Raw genomic sequence first — 23,485 nt, 5'->3', positions numbered from 1 at the left:
TCTCTTGCCGCATCGACTGAGCCCACAGGCGGTGCGGTCAAGAGGTTATTGCTCAGCCCGCGCATAATCCGGGACGTTTTATCCACCCAGAGGACTAACCAATGGCCAAAGATGCAGTCGGCTACGCGCTCAGCTCCCTGAACAAGCTGGCCAGCTCCGGAGTACTGGACCGGATCGGTCTACGAAAGTTTGTCGAGCGGATGGCCTACACCCTGACCAAAACCGGGTTCCGCGTGATCACCACCAGCGCCCGCACTTTCAAGGCGTCGAAAAAACTCGACAAGCCGGAGCGGCTGACCGCGCCGGGACACACCACTGACCTGTTCGATCTGAACATCACCGAAGAGCAGCAAATGATCCGCGACTCGGTGCAAGCCTTTGCCCGCGACATGCTGCGCCCGGCCGGAGAAAAGGCCGATATGGCCAGCGCCACCAGCGACGAAACGCTGGCTGCTGCACTGGAGTTGGGGCTCAACTTCTTTGCCGTGCCCGAGTCACTGGGCGGAGCTGCCGGCGAGCGCTCTACTGTTACCGGCATGCTTGTAGCGGAAGATCTGGCCCATGGAGACATGGGGCAAGCAGTAGCCATTCTGGCGCCCATTGGTGTTGCTAACGCCCTCACCGCCTGGGGCAGCGCTGATCAGCAAGCCCGCTACTTGCCCGCCTTCACCGAAGACAAGCCACCCAAAGCGGCAATTGCAGTGGCAGAGCCAAGCCCTCTGTTTGACCCGGCCCAACTGGCCACCACGGCGAGCAAAGATGGCGACGACTACGTGCTCAATGGCAAAAAATCATTGGTACCCCTCGCCGCTGAGGCCGAGCTATTCCTTGTTGCTGCGCAGACCGATGATGGCCCCGCCGTATTTATCGTCGAGGGCGGCACCGCAGGACTGAGCTGCGGCGAAGATCCAACCATGGGGATTCGCGCTGCGGGCTGCCGACCCTTGCTGCTTGAGAATGTGCGCGTACCAGCAAGCAACCGACTGGGCGATACGGATTTTGATTACCGTGCGTTTATCGACTTGGGGACGCTGGCCTGGTGTGCGCTGGCTATCGGCGCCTGTCAGGGAGTGATGGATTATGTGATTCCCTACTGTAACGAGCGCAAAGCCTTTGGTGAGCCAATCAGCTACCGTCAGGCGGTGGCCTTTATCATCGCCGATATGGCCATCGAAATTGATTCCATGCGCATGCTCACCTACCGCGCAGCCTGTCGCGCAGAACAAGGCAAGTCGTTCCAGCGCGAAGCCTACCTGGCCCGCACCCTGGTAAAAGACAAAGCAATGAAAATCGGCACGGACGGCGTTCAACTGCTCGGTGGACATGGCTTTACCCATGAGTATCCAGTAGAGCGCTGGTATCGCGATCTGCGTGTGCTTGGTGTCGCCTTCGGCGGCTTGCACCTTTAATCACGGGAGACAGACGACATGAATATCGAAATCCCGAAGAAATTTCGCCCGATCATCAACAATGCCCATCAAGTGGCATTGAGTGTATTCCGGCCCATCTCGCGCAAATATGATCGAGCCGAGCACGAATACCCGAAAGAGCTGGATATGCTCGCCTCGGTACTTGATGGCTTCAACGAGGGAGACCCGGAATCCAGTGCTGGCGCCAGTCAGACTGGTAAGGGCCGAATCGCCGACGATGGTTCGGTAAAAAATGGTGCCAATATGAGCACCTGCCTTGGGGCACTGGAGCTCGCCTATGGCGATACTGGTTTCCTGCTGGCCATGCCCCGTCAGGGCCTCGGTAATGCTGCAATTGCAGCGGTGGCAAACGACGAGCAGCTTGAGCGCTTCAAGGGCAAGTGGGCGGCCATGGCAATCACCGAACCAGGCTGCGGCTCAGACTCAGCTGCCATTCGCACCACCGCAATCAAGGACGGCGATCACTATGTCCTGAATGGCGAAAAAATTTATGTCACCTCCGGTCAGCGCGCTGACTGCGTGGTGGTCTGGGCAACACTGGATCCATCACTGGGTCGTGCGGCGATCAAGTCCTTTGTCGTCGAGTGGGGCACCGAGGGTATGGAACTGGCCCGTCTTGAACACAAGCTGGGCATCCGTGCTTCCGATACTGCGGCTATTAACTTCACTGATTGCCGTGTGCCAGCGGAAAATCTGCTCGGCAACCCGGAAATTGATGTGGCCAAGGGTTTTGCCGGTGTCATGGAAACCTTTGACAACACCAGACCACTGGTCGCCTGCTTCGCGCTCGGCTGCTCCCGTGCGTCACTCGACCGCATCCGCGAACTGCTCAAGGAGCATGTCACGCTGAACTATGGCGCGCCGGTGGATAACACCAGTGCCATTGAGGCTGAGATCTACAAAATGGAAGCGGATTGGGAAGCCACCTACTGGTTGGCCGTCAAGGCAGCCTGGATGGCGGACAACAAAAAATCCAACTCCCTGGAAGCGTCAATCTCGAAAGCAAAAGCCGGCCGGGTGGGCAATTACATCACCCTGCGCTGTGTCGAGCTGGCCGGAACCATCGGCTATGGCGAAGATGAACTGCTGGAGAAATGGGCTCGCGACTCAAAGATTCTCGACATCTTTGAAGGCACCCAACAGATCCAGCAGCTGATTATTGCCCGTCGCCTGCTTGGCCTGTCGTCAAAAGAGCTGAAATAACAGCTTGTCTGAGCCGGGAGGGCGAGAGCCTTCCCGGTTTTTTGCCCGGCTTATAAGGCGACCCCTTCAAAAATAACGCACCCGAACCCGGATTGAGATATTTGTCATCCTTTCTTCTGTGATGAATCTGCCGCAGTTATTCTGCACAATGCCCTCGATAAAGCATTTCCCGAAGTCATGGAGAACAATAACAATGCGTTTGCCCCGCCGTACCATGCTATCAGCTTGGTTGATTCCTGCCTTGCTTAGCATGTCAGCGACTCTTTATGCCGCAGAAGGCACCGTAATCATTGCTCGCGACTGCGACTACGTGCTGCTTGACTCTCCAGAGGGACAGATCCTGATCAAGATGATCAAGGGTGAGCGCCCGAAGGCCGGAGATAAGCTGGCCGGCAAGCTGGAGCGCGGCTTTAGCGAGCTAACCAATAAGCGCACCTCCGAGACCATGAAAGTGTGGGTCGATCAAGTGGACCCCAGCGGCAGCAAGGCGTTAATGCACTACAGCCAGTACTGCGACAACTGACAAGATAAGTCGGCCATGGCAAAAATCCGCGCAAATAGAGCAGAACAGTGTCGCCACAATCAGCTGAGTTCGTCGTAATCAGTAAATCGGCGAGCTTGGAACTGTGCAGATCGTTTCGTCATACCAGCCTGCACGGCTTCAATCTGATTAGCCGATCCCAACAGCTTTTTCTGCAGCTCCTCCTCCAGCTCCAGTCCTTCCAGTGCTGCACCATGACGACTGTGCTCAAGTAAGTATTTGGCCAGGCTAACTGCCTCCGGATTACGCCCGGCAATTTCTCTAGCCATGGCCATGGCATCAGCTACCGGGTCCTCGCTAATCCGGGTAATCAAGCCAATACGGGCAGCTTCTTCCGCCTCGACAATCCGGCCTGTGAAAGTAAGCTCCTTGGCCACATCAAGACGGACCAGATCACGCAAGGTCTGCGAGCCTGACATATCCGGTATTAGCCCCCATTTAATTTCCATTACGGACATACGGGTATCCGGCGCTGCAATTCGTATATCTGCACCAAGTGCGATCTGAATTCCGCCGCCAAAAACCACTCCATGAAGCGCGCAGATCACCGGCACCGGCACCTGCTTCCACAGATAGCCCGGTTGCTGGTAATAGTTTGGCCAGAAGCCTGCCTTTTCGCCGTCAAAAAAGGCATTAATGAAATCCGGGCTGGAGAAGTTAGCCAGATCCAGACCTGCACAAAAACCACGCCCATTACCGGAAATGACCACTGCGCGCACTTCACGGTTCTGTTTCAGGGAGCTCGCAGCGGCAATAATGGCCTCAAACATGGCTGGACTAAGGGCATTCATTTTGTCAGGGCGATTCAGCACCACATGGGCAACATGATCTTCAATGGAAATCTGCACCAGCTCAGACATCGGTAACACTCCGGGTATGTCAGTTGCAGGCAAGTATGCCGCCGGCGCGAGATATAGGCATTGACCCGCCCCCTGACCGGAATGATCAGCGCCAGATACCAGCCCTCTGTTTAACGCCTTGATCCACATTCCGTTGTACAATGCCGCGTTTCAATGACTGGCGAGATTCTGATGAGCGCACAGGTGGCAGTAGTAATGGGCTCCCGCTCCGACTGGGAAACCATGAAGGAAGCAGTAGAAGCCCTGAAAACCTTTGGGATTTCCTACCATGCAGAGGTAGTAAGTGCCCACAGAACGCCTGAGCGTCTGTTCGAGTTCAGCCGCAGCGCCCATGGTGACGGCTATCAGGTAATTATCGCCGGCGCCGGCGGTGCTGCCCACCTGCCGGGCATGATCGCCTCCATGACACCACTGCCGGTTTTGGGCGTGCCGGTGCAGAGTAAAGCCCTGTCCGGCCTGGATAGCCTGCTGTCCATCGTCCAGATGCCCAAGGGCGTGGCTGTGGGTACCTTGGCTATCGGCTCCGCCGGCGCCTTTAATGCCGGCCTGCTTGCCGTACAGATTCTGGCTGCGACCGATCCAGTGTTACAGCAGAGTCTGGTGAACTGGAAACAGGCCCGCAATGACGAGGTGCGGGCCAACTGCTCGCTGGAAGATATCTAATGCACGTGTTGGTTATTGGCGCTGGCCAGCTCAGTCTGATGCTGGCCGAAGCAGGCTCACGGCTTGGCATTCAGGTGGACAGGCTCGACCCGTTTAGCGGTGACCTGCGCCATGGCACCAGCCTGGATGTGGCCAACTACGACCTTGACACCCTACTGGCCCGCGCCGACATCCTGACCGCTGAAATCGAGCATCTTCCAGATAATGCTCTGGTTCAGAAGCTGATGTCAGCACCGCGCTTTCCCGGGGCCCGAGCCCTGCGCCTGATCGCTGACCGACTGCCACAAAAACAACTGCTTGATGAGCTGGAAGTGCCAAGCGCTCCCTGGTTGAACTGCGACAGCGCCAGCGCGCTGGACCAAGCCACTGAAAGATTCAACGGCGAGATGGTGCTAAAGCGCCGTCGTGGCGGCTACGATGGCCGCGGTACTCTGTTGTGCGACTCTGACACACCACGCCCGGGCGATGACTGGATCGGCGATACCATTGTTGAGCAGCGCATTCCTTTTCTGCGCGAGCTATCCATCGTCGGTGCGCGCAACAACAAAGGCGAGTGTGTCTTCTACCCGCTCACCGAAAACCTGCATCGTAACGGCATCCTGCGCCTGAGCCTGGCGCCGGTGGCGGTACCCGAAGTCATGCAGCGCAGTGCAGAGGATTCACTGCGAAAGATCATGTCTGCACTCGACTATGTCGGCGTCATGGCGCTGGAGTGTTTCGATACCGGCGATCAGCTGCTCGCCAACGAAGTGGCACCACGGGTGCACAACTCTGGCCACTGGACTCAAGCAGGCACCGATATTTGTCAGTTTGCCCTGCATCTGCGAGCCCTTACCGGTTTACCGATGCCAACACCCACGGTGTTTGGTCCACACGCCATGGTTAACCTGATCGGCACCAGCTTTACCGATGCACTGCAGTATTCAGCTGGACACCGCCTGCATTGGTACGGCAAGGAACCAAGACCGGGCAGAAAGGTTGGCCATATCAATATGGAAAACCACAGTGCCGACGCATTGCGCCAGCACGCTCATGCGCTTTTGAATGAATTGCTTGAGCAAGACTGAAAATTAGAGGATTTTCCCGTCTGCGGGTCAGGGCTTGGCGGGAGATTCAAAAAACGTCCGCAGGCGCTCGCGCATTTTTGGATCAATGGCACAGAACATCTGCCGCCCTTGGCGGCTGGTGGTAATCAGCCCTGCATCCACCAGCTCCTTGATGTGGTGCGATACCGTGGGCGCACCAATATTCAGGCGTTTAATCCCCTCCGCCAGTAAGCAGCCCGCCGGGACTTGATCAACGGACGCCTCCCGTCCCTGCTCCCAGTAGCTGACGAACTCATGATAGATCGCCAGTCGGTTAGGGTGGGACAGCGCCTTGAAAGCCCGTGCCAGAGTATCGGAATCAGTCATGCAAGCCTCAGGTGGTTCAAATCTCGGTGGTCTGTCCGGGCCAATTACGGGCAAACCCCCACTTACGCCAGAATTTTAGTTTGACGGTTATCGAACGATAATATAGTTTGATCGTTATCGAATAGAATCCTACCCCCGCGCACCGCGTCGGGTAAACCACCAAGGAGACTAAAATGTCATTTGCTGAAACTCTGGGCCAACCCCTCACCCTACCCTGTGGCGTAACCCTGCCAAACCGTTTCGGCAAATCTGCCATGAGTGAAACCCTTGGCACCATCGACAATCACGCCACTGAAGAACTGGTGCGCCTGTATGGCCGCTGGGCGGACGGAGGCACAGGCCTGGTGATTACCGGCAACATCATGATCGATCAGCGTCACCTCGGTGAGCCGCACAATGTGGTGGTCGAGGATGAGCGTGATATGCAGATACTCAAGCGCTGGGCTGAGGCTGGCACACGCCAGGGGAATCAGCTTTGGGTGCAGCTCAATCATCCCGGTAAGCAGATTCCGAAAATGCTCGCCACCGGTGACACCCTAAGCCCATCGGCGATTCCATTTCGCAAGGAACTAAGCCCCCATTTCAAAGCTCCCCGAGCACTCACTGAAGAGGAAATCCTCGACATCATCGCTCGCTTCGCGCGCAGCGCCGCAATCATTAAGAAAGCGGGCTTCACCGGTGTGCAGATTCACGGCGCCCATGGCTATCTGGTCAGCCAGTTTCTATCCGGGCATCACAATCAGCGCCAGGATCGCTGGGGCGGTTCGCTGGAAAACCGGATGCGCTTTCCGCTGGAAATATATCGCGCCATTCGCGCTGAGGTAGGCAAAGACTACCCGATCAGTATCAAGCTCAACTCTGCGGATTTTCAGCGCGGTGGCTTTACGGAAGAAGAGTCCATGACTGTTGCCGAAACTCTGGCGAAGGAAGGTCTGGACCTGCTGGAAATTTCCGGTGGCACCTATGAGGCGCCCACCATGTCCGGAAAAGATGTGCGTGACTCCACTTTGCAGCGGGAGGCATATTTTCTGGAATATGCGGAAAAAATTCGCGCACGAGTATCCATTCCACTGATGGTCACCGGCGGCTTCCGCACGTCGGAGGGCATGGGTGCTGCGCTAGAAAGTGGCGCTACGGATATCGTCGGCCTGGCCCGACCACTGGCAGTGGAACCGGATCTGCCGAAACGAATTCTTGCCGGCGAGTCAGTACATAGTGTGGTGACGCCGCGACGCACTGGCATCAAGGCAATTGATGATATGGCCATGATGGAAGTGATCTGGTTTGCCCGTCAGCTACATCGCATGGGCAAGGGCAAGGAGCCTATTCGTAACGAAAGCGTGCTGATGGCCATGATCCGTAGCATGGTCATGGTAGCCATTCGCTCATCGCGGACCAAACGGATGCGGTTACGGGCCAATTGACAGTCTGCCGGTGCCCCTGACGGGGCATCGGCCTGACACTCACTTGCTTTGGTCTCTACTGATTAAAGGCTTGCGGCAAGTTCAGATCCCTGACGAATAGCACGTTTGGCATCCAGTTCTGCGGCCAGCTCAGCACCACCAATCAGATGATACTTTGTCTTGCCGTCGCTGTTCTCGCGATATAACTCACGCAGAGACTCCTGACCAGCGCAAATGACCACGTTATCCACTTCCAGCAACTGCGACTCACCACCTACCGTGATGTGCAGCCCCTGATCGTCGATGCGGTCATAGCTGACACCGCCAATCATTTCCACGCCCTTCATTTTCAGCACAGCGCGGTGCACCCAACCCGAGGTGCGCCCCAGATCCTTGCCCAGTGCAGAGGCCTTGCGCTGCAACAGATAAAGTTTGCGCGCTGATGGATGGGGCTCACCACGCTCCAGACCACCGGGTTGGTCGGAATGGAAACTAACCCCCCACTCCTGCATCCAGTCTTCCAGAGGTTGTGGCTGAGACTCGGTGGCGTCATGGGCAAGAAACTCACCCACATCAAAACCGATACCGCCGGCACCGATCAGCGCCACCCGATTACCGACGCTACGCTTGCCCAGTAATACATCGGTATACAGCATCACCATCGGATGATCGACGCCGGGAATGCCCGGACGTCGCGGGGTGACACCGGTGGCAACGATCACATCTTCAAAACCTTCCTTCTCCAGCTCGCCGTCGTTGATACGACGGTTTAACACCAGCTTGACCCCGGTCTTCTCGATACGTTTGCCAAAGTAGCGAATGGTTTCCCAGAACTCCTCCTTGCCAGGAATGCGCGCGGCCATATTGAACTGACCGCCAATACGATCACTGGCATCGAACAAAGTAACATCATGGCCACGCTCCGCCGCCACCGTGGCCGCTGCCAGACCCGCGGGACCAGCCCCCACCACGGCAATTTTTTTCGGCTTGCGCGCTTTCAGATAAACCAGTTCGGTTTCATGACAAGCCTGTGGATTAACCAGACAGGACGCACGCTTGAGACTAAAGGTGTGGTCAAGGCATGCCTGGTTGCAGGCAATACAGGTGTTGATTTCATCTACCCGACCTTCCGCGGCCTTGTTCACCCAATGGGCGTCAGCAAGCATGGGGCGCGCCATGGACACCATATCTGCTTTACCGTCGGCAAGAATCTGCTCCGCCACATCCGGCATATTAATCCGGTTCGAAGCAATCACCGGAATCGATACCACCTCCTTGACCTGCGCGGTGACATCGACGAATGCCGCACGTGGCACCGAGGTAACAATGGTCGGCACCCGTGCTTCGTGCCAGCCAATACCCGTATTAAGAATATTAACGCCTGCCTTCTCCAGCTCCTTGGCCAGCGACAGCACTTCCTCGCGGGTGGAGCCTTCCGGCACCAGATCAATCATCGACATGCGGAAAACAACGATAAAATCCTTACCACAGGCCTTCCGTACAGCTTCAACAATTTCAACTGGAAAGCGGCGGCGATTTTCACTGCTGCCACCATATTCATCCGTCCGCTTGTTGGAGCGTGGCGCGGTAAACTGGTTAATCAGATAGCCTTCGCTACCCATCAACTCGACACCGTCATAGCCCGCTTTTTTGGCAAGCTTTGCCGCATTGGCGAAATCCTTCACCGTCTGTTTCACCTGTTTGGTGGTCAACGCTTTTGGCTTGAACGGGTTGATCGGCGATTTGATCGACGAGGCAGACTTGGACCATGGCACATAGCTGTACCGTCCGGCATGCAGCAACTGCAAACAGATCTTGCCACCTGCGTCATGTACCGCCTTGGTCACCGGCCGATGACTGAGCGCGTCGGCCAGATTAATCATGCTGCCGGAAAATGGATAGAACCAGCCGCTGCGGTTCGGGTTAAAACCGCCAGTAATGATCAGGCCAACACCGCCACGGGCGCGCTCGGCAAAATATTCCGCCAGTTTACCGCGATGCCAGATACGGTCCTCCAGGCCAGTGTGCATAGAGCCCATCACTACCCGGTTTTTAAGGGTGGTAAAACCAAGATCAAGCGGAGCAAGCAGGTGTGGGAACGCGGTCATGAGCATCTCCATAACAGGTAACGTGGCCCGAGCCGGGCATCTGGACAGCGTCAAGATAGGAGGGTATCTTGACGCTGTCAAGTTTCATTGCCCAGCCACAGGAGTCCGCATGGCCAACCACAGCCCCTATCACCATGGCGACCTGCGCAGCGCCCTGCTGCAGGAAGCCAACGTGATGCTCAGGGAAAGTGGCATCGACGGCCTGTCCCTGCGTCAGCTGGCAGAGCGGGTTGGGGTATCGCGGATGGCGCCTTACCACCACTTCAAGGACAAACACGAGCTGCTCTGTGCGCTGGCCGCTGAGGGATTTCGCGAGCTGGACAAACTCATTGAGCAGGCCGCCCCGGCCAGCTCTTTAGAAACACAGGAGTTACACACCACATTGGCTAGGTTTGTCCGCGACTATGTGCATTTTGCGGTGGACAACCCGGACCGCTACGAGCTGATGTTTGGTCGACCGATCTGGAAAGGCGCCAACCCCAGCGCAGAACTGAAAGAAACCGCGTTTGCCTGTTTTCGCCATTATGCCGAGCGCATCGGCACCTTGATTGGCGAGCAGCGCCTGCCCAAGGGCAGCAAGCCGCTGCGCCTGGCTCAGGCCAGCTGGGCAACGCTGCACGGCCTGTGCCGCCTGATGATTGACGGCATCTATGTTAATCAGACCGATATGGAGGAAGTCAGCCATGAAGCGGTCAGGCTGATGCTCGCCGTACTGACGCCGAACCGGGGCTGAGGCTTTACCAGAGTATCCCGTGCACTGCACAATCGATCGATAGTCTCTCTGGAAGAAAAATGAAGCGACCCATACTGGCTCTACTGATTTTTGGCCTGCTTTTAGCTGCCTCGCTAAGCTGGTGGTACCGTCCCTGGGCAACCTACTCCCCTAACGTTATGACCCGCCTACTGGCCCCTGAATACCGGCTACACAACTTCCGCAAGATGGAGAGTGTATTTCCATTCCGGACGATTCCCGCCAGCAACGAACCTTTCACCTTCCCGAGTGGACAAGCCTCATTGCCACAGCAGTTCGTCCACGATGGACGGATGGTTGATACATTCGAGTTCATGCTGCGCACTCAAACCACCGGCCTGATGGTGCTGCATCAAGGCACCAATATGTTCGAGCAGTATTATCTTGAAGCCACTCAAAAGGATCGCTTCACTTCCTGGTCGGTAGCCAAGTCTGTTGTCGGCACACTGACGGCCATTGCTCTGAAGGACGGCCATATTGCCAGTCTCGACGATCAGGTGAAGCAGTATGTCAGTGAGCTGGATGGCGCCGCCTGGGGAGAGGTCCCCATCCGCGACTTGCTGCGCATGGCCAGCGGCATTCAGTTTGATGAAATCTACGATGAAAAATTTTCAGACATCAACATGTTGTTCTATCGCACCTTCCTGCTTGGCGAGGGAGTACGCGACGTCATTGCCGACCTGCCTGCAGAGGGACCGTCTGGAGAATCTTTTCACTACATCAGTCCGAACTCGCAGATTCTTGGCTGGGTGCTGGAGAGTGCCGTTGGCAAGCCCGTTAGTGAGTATGCAGCTGAGGCCCTTTGGCAACCTCTGGGCATGCAGGACGAAGCCATCTGGAATCTGGATCAGGGCGGTGTGGAGCTGGCCTTCTGCTGCCTCAACATGACGCTGCGCGACTACAGCAAACTTGGCCAGCTCTACCTGCAACAGGGCGTCTGGAAAGGCAAGCAGTTACTGCCCGAAGGTTGGGTCCAGCAAGCCAGTCATCGCCCGGAACCGTGGCTGGCCGCAGGTAATGGCTACCCGGAACGGGGCTATGGCTATCACCTGTGGGTGCCGAAAAATCCCGATGAGGAATTTTTCTTTAACGGCGTCTGGGGGCAGACCGTATGGGTGTCGGAAAAACACCATATCGTGATTACCAAGACCAGCGTTGACCCGCTATTTCGCGAACATATGGCAGAGGTGATTTCTTTTATGCGGGCGGTGAGCCAACACGTGTCGGGACAGGCAGAAGGGGGTCCCGGCTGACCCCCCTTAAACGATTGCTATAGACCGAACTGCAGCTCAGCCAGACGCGCATACAGCGGGTTGCTATGTAGTAATTCTGCGTGCGTGCCTACCGCCTGCACCCTGCCCTGATCCATTACTGCGATCCGCCCTGCCCCCGTCACTGTGGCAAGACGATGGGCAATCACCAGCGTGGTACGACCTTCCATCAAACGGTCCATGGCCTGCTGCACCAGATGCTCACTTTGAGCATCAAGGGCACTGGTTGCCTCATCCAATAAAAGAATCGGCGCATCCGCCAACACTGCCCGAGCGATAGCGATACGTTGCTTCTGGCCACCGGAAAGGCCGATGCCACCATCTCCTATGCGAGTCTGATAACCCTGCGGCAGCTGCTGAATAAATTCTTCTGCATTGGCAGCACGGGCGGCATCTTCAATTTCCGCCATGCTGGCCTCTGGCCGGCCATAGCGAAGATTATCTTCAATGCTGCCGTAAAAAAGAGCGGGCTGCTGCGGCACCATGGCGAAGCAGCGCCGCAAGTCTGCCGGGTTCAGCGTGCGGATATCCACACCATCAAGCAAAATCTGACCCTGCTGGGGATCAGCAAAACGCAGCAGCAAATCAAACAAGGTGGTTTTGCCCGCTCCGGAAGGACCGACCAAAGCCAGCGTTTCACCGGGCAATACCTTCAAGCTGACAGCATCCAACGCTGCCTGATCCGGTCGCCCGGGATAGAAAAAAGTCACCTGATCAAGCTGCAGACCTCCCTCAATTTCTGCTGGAAGATGTTGCAGATTCTGCGCCGGCGGGGCAATTTCACTACGCGATTGAAGCAGCTCGACAATGCGCTCTGCAGCGCCTGCAGCTCGCTGCAACTCACCAATCACTTCACTGATAGAGCCCACCGCAGAACCAACAATCACCGCGTAAAAAACAAACGCTGCCAGCTCACCTCCACTGATGCGCCCTTCAATCACGTCCATGCCGCCCACCCACAGCATGACGCCGACAGCCCCCAACACCAATACAATGACCACCACAATGAGCAGCGAGCGCTGCACGATACGGCGTCGTGCCACCGCAAAAGCGTCTTCAACCACGCCTGCAAACCGAGCCCGGTCATAGGGCTCATGATTAAACGCCTGAACGGTTTTAATCTGGCCAAGCATTTCACCAACGTAGCTGCCCACATCGGCCAAACGATCCTGACTACTACGGGAAAGACCTCGCACCCGGCGACCAAAAATAATGATCGGTGCCACCACCAGCGGCACGGAAACCATAACAATCAGGGTCAACTTAAGATTGGTGATAAACAGCCAGATAATGCCACCGACCATCATCAATGTGTTGCGCAGTGCCATCGATACAGAAGAACCGATCACCGATTGCAGCAAGGTGGTATCTGCGGTGAGTCGAGACTGAATTTCCAGACCACGATTCTGATCGAAAAAGCCGGGATGCAGAGTCAGCAAATGGTCAAACACCCGGCGACGTATATCTGCCACCACGCGCTCACCAAGCCAGGACACCAGATAGAAACGTGCAAAGGTACCGATGGCCAGAGCCACCACCAAAGCGAAAAAGATCAGCACAGCCTGATTGAGCTGGTCTGGGCGACCCGCTGCCAGGCCGTCGTCGATCAGCAGCCGCAGCCCCTGACCAATAGACAAGGTGATGGTGGCAGTAAACAGTAGCGCCAGCGAGGCACCGGCCACCGCCCAGTGATAGGGGGCTAGCCACTGCAGGGCGAAGCGGAACAGGCTCAACGGAGGAGTACGGGACTCAGGCATCTTCTTCAGGCTTATTCAGGGAGGCGAATTATGCCGCAATCAGGTCGAAATCGCGTGATCTTTTCCCCTGAAATTAAAAGGCCGGGCAAAGCCCGGCCTTTTAATAGCTGTGGGTGAGAAGGGATTACTTCTCAACGATCGCTGTCACGCCCTGACCGCCGGCGGCGCAAATCGAGATCAGCACCCGTCCTTTACCGGCTTCGTTGACCAGCTTGGCGGCATTAGCGAGGATCCGGCCACCGGTAGCAGCAAACGGATGGCCCGCTGCCAGCGAGCTGCCCTTGACGTTCAGCTTGCTGCGATCAATGGAACCCAGCGGCTTGTCACGGCCCAGACGCCCCTTGCAGAAGCTCTCGTCTTCCCAGGCTTTCAGGGTGGACAGTACCTGCGAAGCAAAGGCTTCATGGATCTCGTAGTAGTCAAAGTCCTGCAGGGTGATACCAGCCTTATCCAGCATGCGCGGCACAGCGTAGGCAGGAGCCAGCAGCAGGCCCTCTTTTTTCTTCAGGAAGTCTACAGCGGCAGCTTCACCGAAGGTCAGGTAAGCCAGTACCGGCAGACCCTTTTCCTTGGCCCACTCTTCCGAAGCCAGCAGCACTGCAGAAGCCCCGTCGGTCAGCGGAGTGGAGTTGGCGGCGGTCATGGTGCCACCTTCGCCGCCAAATACCGGCTTCAGAGTAGCCAGCTTTTCCAGAGTGGAATCACCGCGCATGTTGTTGTCGCGATCCAGTCCCTTGAATGGCGTGATCAGATCATCCTGCCAGCCCTCTGCATAGGACTTGGCCAGATTCTGGTGCGACTGCCAGGCCAGCTTGTCCTGCTCTGCGCGGGGAATGCCCCACTCGGCCGCAGTAATGGCCTGATGCTCACCCATGGATAGGCCAGTACGCGGCTCACCATTTTTCGGCACATCAGGCATAAACCACTTCGGGTTCAGCAGCTTCACCGCAAGCTTGGCTTTTTCACCGTTGGTTTTGGCCTTATTGATGGCCATGAAAATCTTGCGCTTCTCTTCATTGACACCGATTGGTGCATCCGACGTGGTGTCCACGCCACAGGCCACGGCACACTCTATCTGGCCAAGTGCGATCTTGTTTGCCACCAGAATAGCGGCCTCCAGGCCGGTACCACAGGCCTGCTGGACATCATAGGCGGGGGTTTCCGGCGCCAGTTTTGACCCCAGCACGCACTCGCGCACCAGGTTGAAATCACGGGAATGCTTCATTACCGCGCCACCAGCCACTTCCCCAAGAACTTCGCCCTTCAGGTTGAAGCGGTCTACCAGGCCGTCAATGGCGGCGGTCAGCATTTCCTGATTAGAGACGCCAAAGTACGCGGTATTGGAGCGGGCAAATGGAATACGGTTACCACCGATGATGGCTACCCTGCGAACACTTTTTCCTGCCAGCATGTCTTTTCTCCTGTGATGGGCGGCGTAAAATTGATCGCCAACTATACATTAAACGGCGGCAGTCTAGCGGCATCTGCCAAGGCGCCGGTTGGCTGTTCAGACGAGAGCGTGAAGGCCATCGGTCAATAACCGTTCAGCGCAGCAATGTTTCAATACGCGCCACTCGGGATGCTACAGTGCACCCCCCAACCCTCCTACACCGACTCAAGCCAGAGGTCATGAATATGAGCGACGTCTATCAGGCCATTGCCAATTCTTCTGTGGGCAACAAGATCTTAAGCTCGCTGAACCTGCCAATCCCGGCAATTCTCGACCGCTACGCGCCAGACCAGACCTCCTTCATCAAGGGCGATGTAATTGTGGGTGCCGCACCAGGCAGCAAGGCCATCACCACCGTACTGGCCACCCTGAAGGGGGCAACGGAAGCCAACCTGCACACCCTGGCCGGCCTTGCCGCCGAGGCTGACGTGCAAAAGGCGGCAGGCACTGCCGGTGTCAGCGTCAGCAACTACACGGCCAACAAGGAAGACTCACAAAGATTCAAAGGTCTGGTTTTTGACGCTACCGGCGTCAGCAACACCGCAGAGCTGCGCGCCCTGTATGACTTTTTCCATCCGCTGACCCGCAAGCTGGGCAGCTGCGGCCGGGTTGTCATTATTGGTCGCATCCCAGAGAACTGCTCGCTGGAGCAGCGCATTGCCCAGCGCGGCCTTGAAGGCCTGATCAAGAGCCTTGGCAAGGAAATCAAGAAAGCCTCAATTGCCAACCTGATCTATGTGGATGATGGCGCCGAGACCCAGATTGCTTCGCCGCTGCAATTCTTCCTGTCGCCCAAATCAGCCTATGTGTCTGGACAGGTAGTGCGCGTTGGTGCCGCTGATTTTGCCGCTGACGGCTTTAACTGGAACAAACCACTGACCGGCAAGACCGCACTGGTTACCGGTGCCGCTCGCGGCATTGGCGCTTCGATCGCTGAAGTGCTGGCCCGTGATGGTGCCAAGGTTATCGTGCTTGATATTCCACCCATGGCCGAGGACCTCAAAAAGGTAGCCAGTCAGATCGGAGGCATCGCACTGGAAGGTGACATTACCGCCGCCGATGCACCGACAAAAATTTCCGCTGCTGCCATGGAGCATGGCGGTCTGGATATCATAGTCCACAACGCCGGCGTCACCCGCGACAAGACCATGGCTGGCATGCCGGACAAGTTCTGGGACATGGTGATTGATATCAACATCGGCTCGGAAGAGCGTATCAATGCCCAGTTGCTCAAGGATGGTAGTCTGAAAGACGGCGGCCGCATCGTTTGCGTCAGCTCCATTTCCGGCATCGCCGGCAACATGGGCCAGACCAACTATGCCACCTCCAAGGCAGCGGTGATTGGTATGGTGCAGGGCATGGCTGCGGATCTGCTGGGCCGCAATATCACCATTAACGCAGTAGCACCAGGCTTTATCGAAACCCAAATGACCGCAGCGATTCCCTTTGCCATCCGCGAAGCAGGTCGTCGCATGAACTCCATGAGCCAGGGCGGTCAGCCGGTGGATGTGGCAGAGACGATTTCCTTCTTCGCCAGCCCCGCCTCGCAGGGCATGACCGGCAATATCGTTCGGGTTTGTGGCCAGAGTCTGATCGGCGCCTGATCATCATTAGGGCATAAAAAACGGGCGCCTCGGCGCCCGTTTTTGTTAGCAGACCCTGATCGGTCAGCTGCCAACCAGCTCAATACGATCATCTTGAATAACAATTCTGCCCTGCTTGTATAAGCCACCTATGGCCTTCTTGAAATTGCCCTTGCTAACACCAAACATGGCACTGATTTTCTCCGGCGGGCTTTTGTCGTTAAGGTGTAGCACCCCGTCATGCTCACGCAATTTAGCCAGAATCTGATCGGCCAGACTGCTCGCTGCCTGCTCACCAACCGCCTGCAAGCTCAAGCTGATCTTGCCATCGACCCGCAACTCCTTAATAAAACCGGGCTCGCGCATGCCACTACGAACAAACTTGAACAGCTCATTCTTGTGGATCAGCCCCCAGTGACGATTGTTGATAATCGCCTTGAAACCCATCTCTGTGGCGCTAACCAGCAGCAAATCCACCTGCTGGCCGACCCGGTAGCGTGCAGGCTCCTGATCCAGATGGCGGTCCAGCCGAGCGGTGGCGGTAATCCGACCTTTGCGCTTGTCGAGGAATACATAGACGACACAGTAGTCCCCCACCTGAAGCGGACGCTGCTCCTCCGAGTGAGGCAACAACAGGTCCTTGGGTAGGCCCCAATCCAAAAACAGGCCAACCGAATTGATATCCACCACCTTCAGACTGGCAAACTCGCCAACCTGCACTTTGGGAGTTTCAGTGGTTGCCACCAGACGGTCTTCGCTATCGAAGTAGACGAACACATCAAGCGAATCACCTGGCGCACAGGGCTGATCATTGGGGATATAGCGGGATGGCAGCAGAATAGAGCTGTCGTCATCACCAGCAAGGAACAGACCAAAGTCACTGCGCCTGATAACCTGCAAGCGATTCATTCGTCCAACGGCAACCATGATAATCTCTCCGCAGCGGGGCGACAGTTTAACCAGAATATTCGGCGATTACCCAATGACATACACATCGGTGCAGACAGAAAAATGCCCGTGCCAAGTCAGATCATGCGCTTCGTTACGTATCTTGCTAGAGTCTTAATCTGTGCAAAAGGCATTATGCACCCCTTTTCGGCAAGATAGAGATCAGAAACTGTCAGGAGCTGTACACAATGATTGAGGCCGTCTGGCTGACTTTCGCCTTTACTATGGGCATGTTGGTGCGAGCAGTTGGCCTGCCACCGCTGGTTGGCTATTTAGCGGCTGGGTTTGCACTCGCCGCAGCCGGACAATTTATTGATGTGCCGCTGGAAAACGGCAAGATTCTTCAGCACATTGCTCACCTCGGCGTATTGCTACTGCTGTTTACCGTCGGCCTGAAGTTAAAGCTGAAAAGTCTGATTAGTGCCGAAGTTATTGGCGGCGGCCTGCTCCACTTCACTATCACCACCGCCATATTCACCCCGGCACTTTGGCTGCTGGCAGATCTGGACCTGCGCACCAGCATACTGCTGGGTATCGCACTATCTTTCTCAAGCACGGTACTAGCCGCCAAGGTGTTGGAAGCAAAGCGAGAACTACGCGCGTTTCACGGCCGCGTAGCCATTGGCATCCTTATTGTTCAGGACCTGATCGCCCTGCTGGTTATGAGTATCGCCGGAGGGGCAACTCCCTCTGCCTGGGCACTGTTGGTATTTCTAATCCCTCTTCTACGGCCACTGCTATACCGCCTGCTGGACTCCAGCGGCCACGAGGAACTGATGCTGCTGTTCGGTCTGTTGCTTGCGCTGGCAGCCGGCGGCTATGGCTTTGAGTCAGTGGGCCTGAGTTCTGAGCTTGGCGCCCTGCTATTTGGCGCACTACTGGCAAATCACCCTCGGGCCAAAGAACTGTCAGACTCTCTGTGGGGAATCAAGGAAGTTTTTCTAGTTGGCTTTTTCCTGCAAATTGGCATGGGTGGCCTGCCCGATGGCAAGGCCATGATCATGGCACTGGCCTTTGCTCTGGTGCTGCCATTGAAAGGCATATTGTTCTTTTTCCTGCTGCTGTTCTTCCGGCTGCGTTCGCGCAGCGCCTTTCTGAGCAGCCTCACCCTGACCAACTACAGCGAATTTGGCCTCATTGTTGCCAGTGTCGTATTACCTGAATGGATGGTTCCTCTGGCCCTGACAGTAGCTCTGTCATTTATGGTGTCGGCGCCCTTAAATCGTATTGCCCACCCACTGTATGAGTCTCTGGCAGATCGACTTTCACCCTTTGAACGCAACCTGCATCACCCCGACGAACAGCCAATCTCACTGCCCAATACCAGAGTGCTGATTATGGGTATGGGGCGCACCGGTAGCGCCGCCTATGACCACATCAAGGAACTGGAGCCACGGCTTATGGGGCTCGATTCAGACCCTTCAAAAATGCAAACACATGAAGATAACGGCAGAGATGTTTTCTTTGCCGATGCGGAAGACCCGGTATTCTGGGAGCGACTGAGCATGCCGCAGGTGGAAGCGGTCATTTTGGCAATGAGCGATATCGAAGCCAAGGTGATTGCCGCACGTAAATTACGCGAATGTGGCTTCAAGGGCTTGATCGTTGCCCATACCATGTTTCCCGATGAAGCAGAGGCTATTCGTCATGCCGGTGCTGATCATGCCTACCTGACTTTCAGCGAAGCTGGCGTTGGTTTGGCCGAGCGGGTACGTTACCAAATCGAATCCAATGTTCAGAACTCGGGCAGCGCAACATGACATCACTCTATTTGAGCGATATTCACTTCCACGCCATTCTGATCACTGCGCTATGCACTATCGCCACCGTGCTGGCCCATTACGAAACGCTAATTGCACTGATCAAGCGGGGCCGCTTATTCAGTAACTACGGAAGACGGCATATTCTGACGTTGGTGTTCGGCCTGCTTGCCTCCCACCTTGTTGGTATGGCCATTTTTGGTGTCGGCATATTTGCTTTACTGCAGTTCCCGGAAGCCGGGTTCCTCATGGGTGCCCAAGACCAATCACTGATGGAATGCATTTACTTTGCAGCCATTAGCTACTCCACCCTTGGTTATGGAGATGTCACCCCTCAGGGACCAGTCAGGCTGATTGCTTCAATCACTTCCCTGACTGGCTTTATGATGATCACCTGGTCTGCCTCTGCCACTTTTCTGGAAATGCAGCGACGTTGGTGACGACTTGCAGACTACTGACTATCGAACCGTCAGCCCCTGATCACCGATGTCCTGAGGATCCAGCAAGGACAGAAACTTGACCACATCCAGTTTGCTACCCTTGAGCTGCACATCACCACTGGCGATGCCACGTAACAGACCAGCCTCTCCGGCCAGGACACGATCCAGGAATGCTTTTTCCATACTCAAGGTGGCACTCACGGGCAGCTCCTCCGCCACATTTTCATGCACCTGAGCGACACCACGGCGCACCTCCACCGCGTGATAGGCATTGATATCGGTAAATTCAAAAGCCACCACCAACTCGGTATCTTCTGCCTTATCAGCATCCAGATGCAGCGCCATGCCGTTCAGCCATACCATCGGCGGGAAGTTCTGCATCATGGTGATCGACATAAATGGTCGTTTCATACCTTCTGCCAACGCAGCCACGTCCAGCTCGCCTTCAAGCTCCATGGCCGAAGTCAGATACCAGTTGCGCCAGTTGATATTCATGCTGGCATAACCAAGCTTACGCAGGGCTGCGGCCTTGATCCGCCGCGCTTCCATATCATCGTGATTAATCCGCACCACAGGTGTCAGCAGCTCCGCAGCCCACTGGTAATCGCCCGCAGAAAATGCGTCATTGGCAGCCTGCATCACTTGATCCCGGCCGCCCATCATGGCCACCATGCGTTGCGCTTTTTCCAGTGGCGGAGTGGGGTCAAGCGTGGTTGGATCACCATCGAACCAACCCAGATAGCCATTGTATATCTGCCGCACAGCATGCTTCACCGTGCCGTAGTACTCACGCAGGTAGGGACCGTAATCACGCAGATGGGGAGGGAACTTCACCAATTCGACCAGCTCGTCGGGGGTGTAGCCCTTGTTCATATAGCGAATGGTCTGATCATGGATATAGGCAATGCCATCGCGGGTCATGCGCAATACTTCTTCAACTTTTTCTGCGCCGATGACAGGCTGGCCATGGGCAGGCACCATCGCCTCTGCACGGAAACTGCGCAAAGTGTCCAATGCCTTCACCCACTGCACCGGATCACGGAACTTTGTTCCGCGCAGGGTATGTATGTTCGGTAGAGTCGGCCCCTGGATGACCTCCGCAGACAACAGGATGTTCTCCTCCGGCAGCCAGATGGCAATTTCATCCTCCGCCTCTGAGGGCACATGCACCATCTGCATCAGCACGCCAGCGATGCGTAGCTCAACCTCGTCAGAGAAAGTGCGGGTTGGCGGAATAAAGGTAGAACCGGGATCATTTTCCAGATCCACTACCGGCGTTGGACCAATACCGCCATTCATGCCCACCATTTCATCCGGGCTCTCGATTGCCAAAGCGACGCCGAACGAATAGCCAGAACGTAGCGACAGGATCGGCCCAACCGTAGCGCCCTGCATCACCACATGCTCCACCAGACTTTCGTGGGCAATGATCTCAACTTCGCCACGCTCGACCTGCTCCGCAGAGACAAAAGCAGCGGTGCCGTTAATATGGTCCGGGTGGTGGTGGGTGTAGATAATCGCCTTCACCGGCTTATCGGTAATACGCCGGAACTCTGCCATGACCTGCTCAGACTGGGGTGTGGACTCGCCCACATCAATAATGATCAGACCATCGTCGCCCTCGATCATGATGGTGTTGGCAAGGTTCCAGCCAACCGCGGAATAGATTCGCTCGCCGATCTGATATACCTGCTTATCAAAATGACGTGTATGTTCCGCCAGCTCCGGGTGCAGCTGGTATTCCTGAGATATCGGCGGCGGTGCCTGATCGCAGCCGGACAGGGCAGTAGCAGCCATCAAGGTGATGAGCAGTGAGCGTGTCATGACAGTGTCTCCAATAATGTCTCTGCACAGTCTGTACCCATTGCCACCCAGTCATCCAATGCATTATTTGTTTACTTTTAATGCGTAATGCGCATTATAAAGTGATGGATACCCGCCAACTTCAGCACTTTCTTGCCCTGCTCGAACACAGCAACTTCGCCCGCGCGGCGGATGCGGTACACCTGTCGCAGCCAGCCTTCAGCCGCAGCATCCAGCAACTGGAGCAGCAACTTGGCGTCAGTCTGTTTGACCGCGGCCGCCATGGCGCCTCTCCAACCGTGTATGCCCGCGCCGCCCTGCCCCATGTGCGCGCCCTGTTTGCCGCGCGAGAAGCATTGATGCAGGAGATTCAGGCAGTACAGGGACTGGAAACCGGCGAGCTGGCAGTGGGTACCGGCCCCTACCCCGCCATCGGCCTGATGGACCATATTGCCGCTGGATTTGTCGACCGCTACCCGGGGATTCGTTTACGACTACATACCGCCAACTGGGAAGCATTACGCCACGACCTGCTGGCCCATGAGATCGAACTGTTTGTTGCCGACACCCGTGAACTCAGCGAGGACCCGGCGCTGACCATCACTCCCCTACCTCAACCCGCCGGGGTCATATTCTGTCGCCACGATCACCCGCTAGCCGGGCGAGGTAACCTGCAGTGGTCTGCCCTACTGCAGTTCCCGTTCGCGTTGACCCGGCTGCCGGATGCCATCGAAGCAACCCTGCAACAATTAAGCGCACCCCACGGCGGTCTGACCCGGCGCATCGAATGTGACAACGTCGCCATGCTGGTGGCCATGGTGGCTGGCAGTGACGCCATCAGCATGGCCCCGGTCAACGTCATCCGCACACAACTGGCGGCGGGCTCACTGATTGACTTGCCAGTACAGGGAGTTGAGCAGATACAAACCCGTTACGGCCTGGTCCACAGGCGCGAGCGCCAGCTGTCGCCAGCCGCCTCGGCATTCAGGCAGTTATTACTGCAGGCCGCCACAGACACGGCGGCCTGAGATCACTTCACGTCCTCGTCGGACTTCAGCTTGCGATACTCAATCGGCGTCATGCCGACCCAGCGTTTGAAAGCACGATAAAACGTGCTCGGCTCGGAAAAGCCAGTCAGATATACGATCTCATCAATATTTTCATCTGTGCCCGCCAACAGCCGCTTGGCCAACTTGCAACGATACTCCGCCACCAACTGGTTAAAGTTGGTACCGGCATCCGCCAGACGGGTACGCAGCTGACGCGGCTTGATGCCCAGACGCGCGGCGACCTCTTCCAGATTGGCATGGCCACTTTCAAGCAACTCGGCTACAAGTCGACTGACCTGGTAAACCAGATCCTGCTTTTCCAGCCGCGCCATCTGCTCGCTGGCCAGCCGCTCATGCAGCTGCAGCAACTCAGGCTCATGATGCGCGGATGGCAGATCCATTAACTTGCGATCAAAGAAAATACCCACATCCCGCATTTCAAATTTAACCGGGCAGCCGAACACCCGCTCGTACTCACGCTGGTCAGCATGTCGTGGATGACTAAAGTGCACTTCGATGGGAATGAAGGCGCCATCGGTGACAAAGCTGAAAAACTTGATTACGCCGACAGATGCACATTCGTTCAGATGGGCCAGCTTTCTGCTCCACAGCATTTGCTTGAGGAACATCCGCTCGCCGTGATCCACCAATTCTGCGTTGGCCGCATCAGATAGCAGACGCTGATAATCCAGCGCCCGCTTAAGCCCCTCGCCAAAGGTGGGGCTGGACAGAAACAGATACTCCAGCACCTGACCTTTAAAGATCGGCATATGCGGGCCGATATGCAGGCCCACATGGGGGTCTCCGGAAACTTCTTCCATGGCCTGCCAGAACCACTCCTGCGCATCATGGGGGGTGCGCAGCTCCGGCAGGGTCAGAATGGATTTGTCGAGGCCTACCTTGGCCAGAACTGCATCCGCGTCGACGCCCGCATTCTGCATCGCCTTATAAGCCATGCGCAGCAGCACACCGGAGTCAGTCAGAGTGGTCATCGGCAGGTGGTTTCCCGAGGTATACAAGAGCGCCGAATGTATCACAGGGCACCCCCGCACC

The 23,485-nt window shown here is 56.3% G+C and carries 20 protein-coding genes; 12 read left to right on the top strand and 8 right to left on the bottom strand.

Annotated elements, in window-relative coordinates; translation table 11 throughout:
• Positions 1-101 precede the first annotated feature (101 nt).
• The 3 genes from J1C54_RS01145 to J1C54_RS01135 all read left to right on the top strand — a co-directional run bounded on the left by J1C54_RS01145 (position 102) and on the right by J1C54_RS01135 (position 3,156).
• Entirely contained in the window at positions 102-1,409 is a 1,308-nt protein-coding gene (locus tag J1C54_RS01145) for an acyl-CoA dehydrogenase family protein (RefSeq protein WP_229143992.1), read from the top strand.
• 18 nt (positions 1,410-1,427) lie between these two features.
• Positions 1,428-2,633 carry an acyl-CoA dehydrogenase family protein gene (locus J1C54_RS01140; protein WP_229143991.1) on the top strand — a complete coding sequence of 402 codons (1,206 nt, stop codon included), beginning with the start codon at positions 1,428-1,430 and terminating at the stop codon, positions 2,631-2,633.
• Positions 2,634-2,826: 193 nt separating this feature from the next.
• Entirely contained in the window at positions 2,827-3,156 is a 330-nt protein-coding gene (locus tag J1C54_RS01135; protein ID WP_229143990.1) for a hypothetical protein, read from the top strand.
• Between the two features lie 59 nt (positions 3,157-3,215).
• Here the strand turns inward: J1C54_RS01135 and J1C54_RS01130 are convergent, their stop codons facing one another.
• A complete protein-coding gene (locus tag J1C54_RS01130; protein ID WP_229143989.1) occupies positions 3,216-4,034 on the bottom strand; it encodes a crotonase/enoyl-CoA hydratase family protein in 819 nt (272 codons plus the stop codon).
• Between the two features lie 171 nt (positions 4,035-4,205).
• Between J1C54_RS01130 and purE the strand changes: the two genes are divergently transcribed.
• Both purE and J1C54_RS01120 read left to right on the top strand, forming a co-directional pair.
• Positions 4,206-4,697 (top strand): 5-(carboxyamino)imidazole ribonucleotide mutase, encoded by a 492-nt coding sequence (purE, locus tag J1C54_RS01125; RefSeq protein WP_229143988.1) that lies wholly within the window; start codon positions 4,206-4,208, stop codon positions 4,695-4,697.
• On the top strand, positions 4,697-5,764 hold the full coding sequence (locus tag J1C54_RS01120) for a 5-(carboxyamino)imidazole ribonucleotide synthase (RefSeq protein ID WP_229143987.1): 1,068 nt from the start codon (positions 4,697-4,699) through the stop codon (positions 5,762-5,764). Before purE ends, J1C54_RS01120 begins: the two co-directional genes overlap by 1 nt.
• Before the next feature lie 27 nt (positions 5,765-5,791).
• Here the strand turns inward: J1C54_RS01120 and J1C54_RS01115 are convergent, their stop codons facing one another.
• Positions 5,792-6,109, bottom strand: coding sequence for a helix-turn-helix transcriptional regulator (locus tag J1C54_RS01115; RefSeq protein ID WP_229143986.1), 318 nt, complete (start codon positions 6,107-6,109; stop codon positions 5,792-5,794).
• Positions 6,110-6,282: 173 nt separating this feature from the next.
• Here J1C54_RS01115 and J1C54_RS01110 point away from each other — a divergent pair, with 173 nt between their 5' ends.
• On the top strand, positions 6,283-7,533 hold the full coding sequence (locus J1C54_RS01110; protein ID WP_229143985.1) for an NADH:flavin oxidoreductase/NADH oxidase family protein: 1,251 nt from the start codon (positions 6,283-6,285) through the stop codon (positions 7,531-7,533).
• Positions 7,534-7,595: 62 nt separating this feature from the next.
• On the opposite strand, the gene J1C54_RS01105 is transcribed toward J1C54_RS01110, so the two are convergent.
• Complete coding sequence (locus J1C54_RS01105) at positions 7,596-9,626, bottom strand: FAD-dependent oxidoreductase (protein ID WP_370635598.1); 2,031 nt, start codon at positions 9,624-9,626, stop codon at positions 7,596-7,598.
• Between the two features lie 103 nt (positions 9,627-9,729).
• On the opposite strand from J1C54_RS01105, the gene J1C54_RS01100 reads away from it, so the two are divergent.
• Both J1C54_RS01100 and J1C54_RS01095 read left to right on the top strand, forming a co-directional pair.
• On the top strand, positions 9,730-10,353 hold the full coding sequence (locus J1C54_RS01100) for a TetR/AcrR family transcriptional regulator (protein WP_229143983.1): 624 nt from the start codon (positions 9,730-9,732) through the stop codon (positions 10,351-10,353).
• Positions 10,354-10,412: 59 nt separating this feature from the next.
• On the top strand, positions 10,413-11,624 hold the full coding sequence (locus tag J1C54_RS01095; RefSeq protein ID WP_229143982.1) for a serine hydrolase: 1,212 nt from the start codon (positions 10,413-10,415) through the stop codon (positions 11,622-11,624).
• 17 nt (positions 11,625-11,641) lie between these two features.
• On the opposite strand, the gene J1C54_RS01090 is transcribed toward J1C54_RS01095, so the two are convergent.
• Together J1C54_RS01090 and J1C54_RS01085 are read right to left on the bottom strand one after the other, a co-directional pair.
• The gene (locus J1C54_RS01090; protein ID WP_229143981.1) at positions 11,642-13,399 is read right to left on the bottom strand and encodes an ABC transporter transmembrane domain-containing protein; all 1,758 of its coding nucleotides are present in this window, start codon (positions 13,397-13,399) and stop codon (positions 11,642-11,644) included.
• Positions 13,400-13,523: 124 nt separating this feature from the next.
• The gene (locus tag J1C54_RS01085) at positions 13,524-14,810 is read right to left on the bottom strand and encodes an acetyl-CoA C-acetyltransferase (RefSeq protein ID WP_229143980.1); all 1,287 of its coding nucleotides are present in this window, start codon (positions 14,808-14,810) and stop codon (positions 13,524-13,526) included.
• A gap of 224 nt (positions 14,811-15,034) precedes the next feature.
• Between J1C54_RS01085 and J1C54_RS01080 the strand changes: the two genes are divergently transcribed.
• The gene (locus J1C54_RS01080; protein ID WP_229143979.1) at positions 15,035-16,453 is read left to right on the top strand and encodes a 3-oxoacyl-ACP reductase; all 1,419 of its coding nucleotides are present in this window, start codon (positions 15,035-15,037) and stop codon (positions 16,451-16,453) included.
• 63 nt (positions 16,454-16,516) lie between these two features.
• Here J1C54_RS01080 and J1C54_RS01075 read toward each other — a convergent pair whose 3' ends face one another.
• The gene (locus tag J1C54_RS01075; RefSeq protein WP_229143978.1) at positions 16,517-17,359 is read right to left on the bottom strand and encodes a S1 RNA-binding domain-containing protein; all 843 of its coding nucleotides are present in this window, start codon (positions 17,357-17,359) and stop codon (positions 16,517-16,519) included.
• Positions 17,360-17,568: 209 nt separating this feature from the next.
• Between J1C54_RS01075 and J1C54_RS01070 the strand changes: the two genes are divergently transcribed.
• On the top strand, positions 17,569-19,140 hold the full coding sequence (locus tag J1C54_RS01070) for a cation:proton antiporter family protein (RefSeq protein WP_229143977.1): 1,572 nt from the start codon (positions 17,569-17,571) through the stop codon (positions 19,138-19,140).
• On the top strand, positions 19,137-19,580 hold the full coding sequence (locus J1C54_RS01065) for a potassium channel family protein (protein WP_229143976.1): 444 nt from the start codon (positions 19,137-19,139) through the stop codon (positions 19,578-19,580). Before J1C54_RS01070 ends, J1C54_RS01065 begins: the two co-directional genes overlap by 4 nt.
• 18 nt (positions 19,581-19,598) lie before the next feature.
• Here J1C54_RS01065 and J1C54_RS01060 read toward each other — a convergent pair whose 3' ends face one another.
• Positions 19,599-21,404, bottom strand: coding sequence for an alkyl/aryl-sulfatase (locus J1C54_RS01060; protein ID WP_229143975.1), 1,806 nt, complete (start codon positions 21,402-21,404; stop codon positions 19,599-19,601).
• A gap of 104 nt (positions 21,405-21,508) precedes the next feature.
• On the opposite strand from J1C54_RS01060, the gene J1C54_RS01055 reads away from it, so the two are divergent.
• Positions 21,509-22,411, top strand: coding sequence for a LysR family transcriptional regulator (locus tag J1C54_RS01055; RefSeq protein ID WP_229144326.1), 903 nt, complete (start codon positions 21,509-21,511; stop codon positions 22,409-22,411).
• Between the two features lie 2 nt (positions 22,412-22,413).
• Here the strand turns inward: J1C54_RS01055 and J1C54_RS01050 are convergent, their stop codons facing one another.
• Complete coding sequence (locus tag J1C54_RS01050; protein WP_229143974.1) at positions 22,414-23,424, bottom strand: AraC family transcriptional regulator; 1,011 nt, start codon at positions 23,422-23,424, stop codon at positions 22,414-22,416.
• Positions 23,425-23,485: the final 61 nt, after the last annotated feature.

The organism is Alcanivorax sp. 1008, from assembly GCF_020667895.1.
Lineage (GTDB): Bacteria > Pseudomonadota > Gammaproteobacteria > Pseudomonadales > Alcanivoracaceae > PGZG01.
Note: the sequence above shows the minus strand (reverse complement) of the source record. Positions and strands in the feature narration are given on the sequence as shown.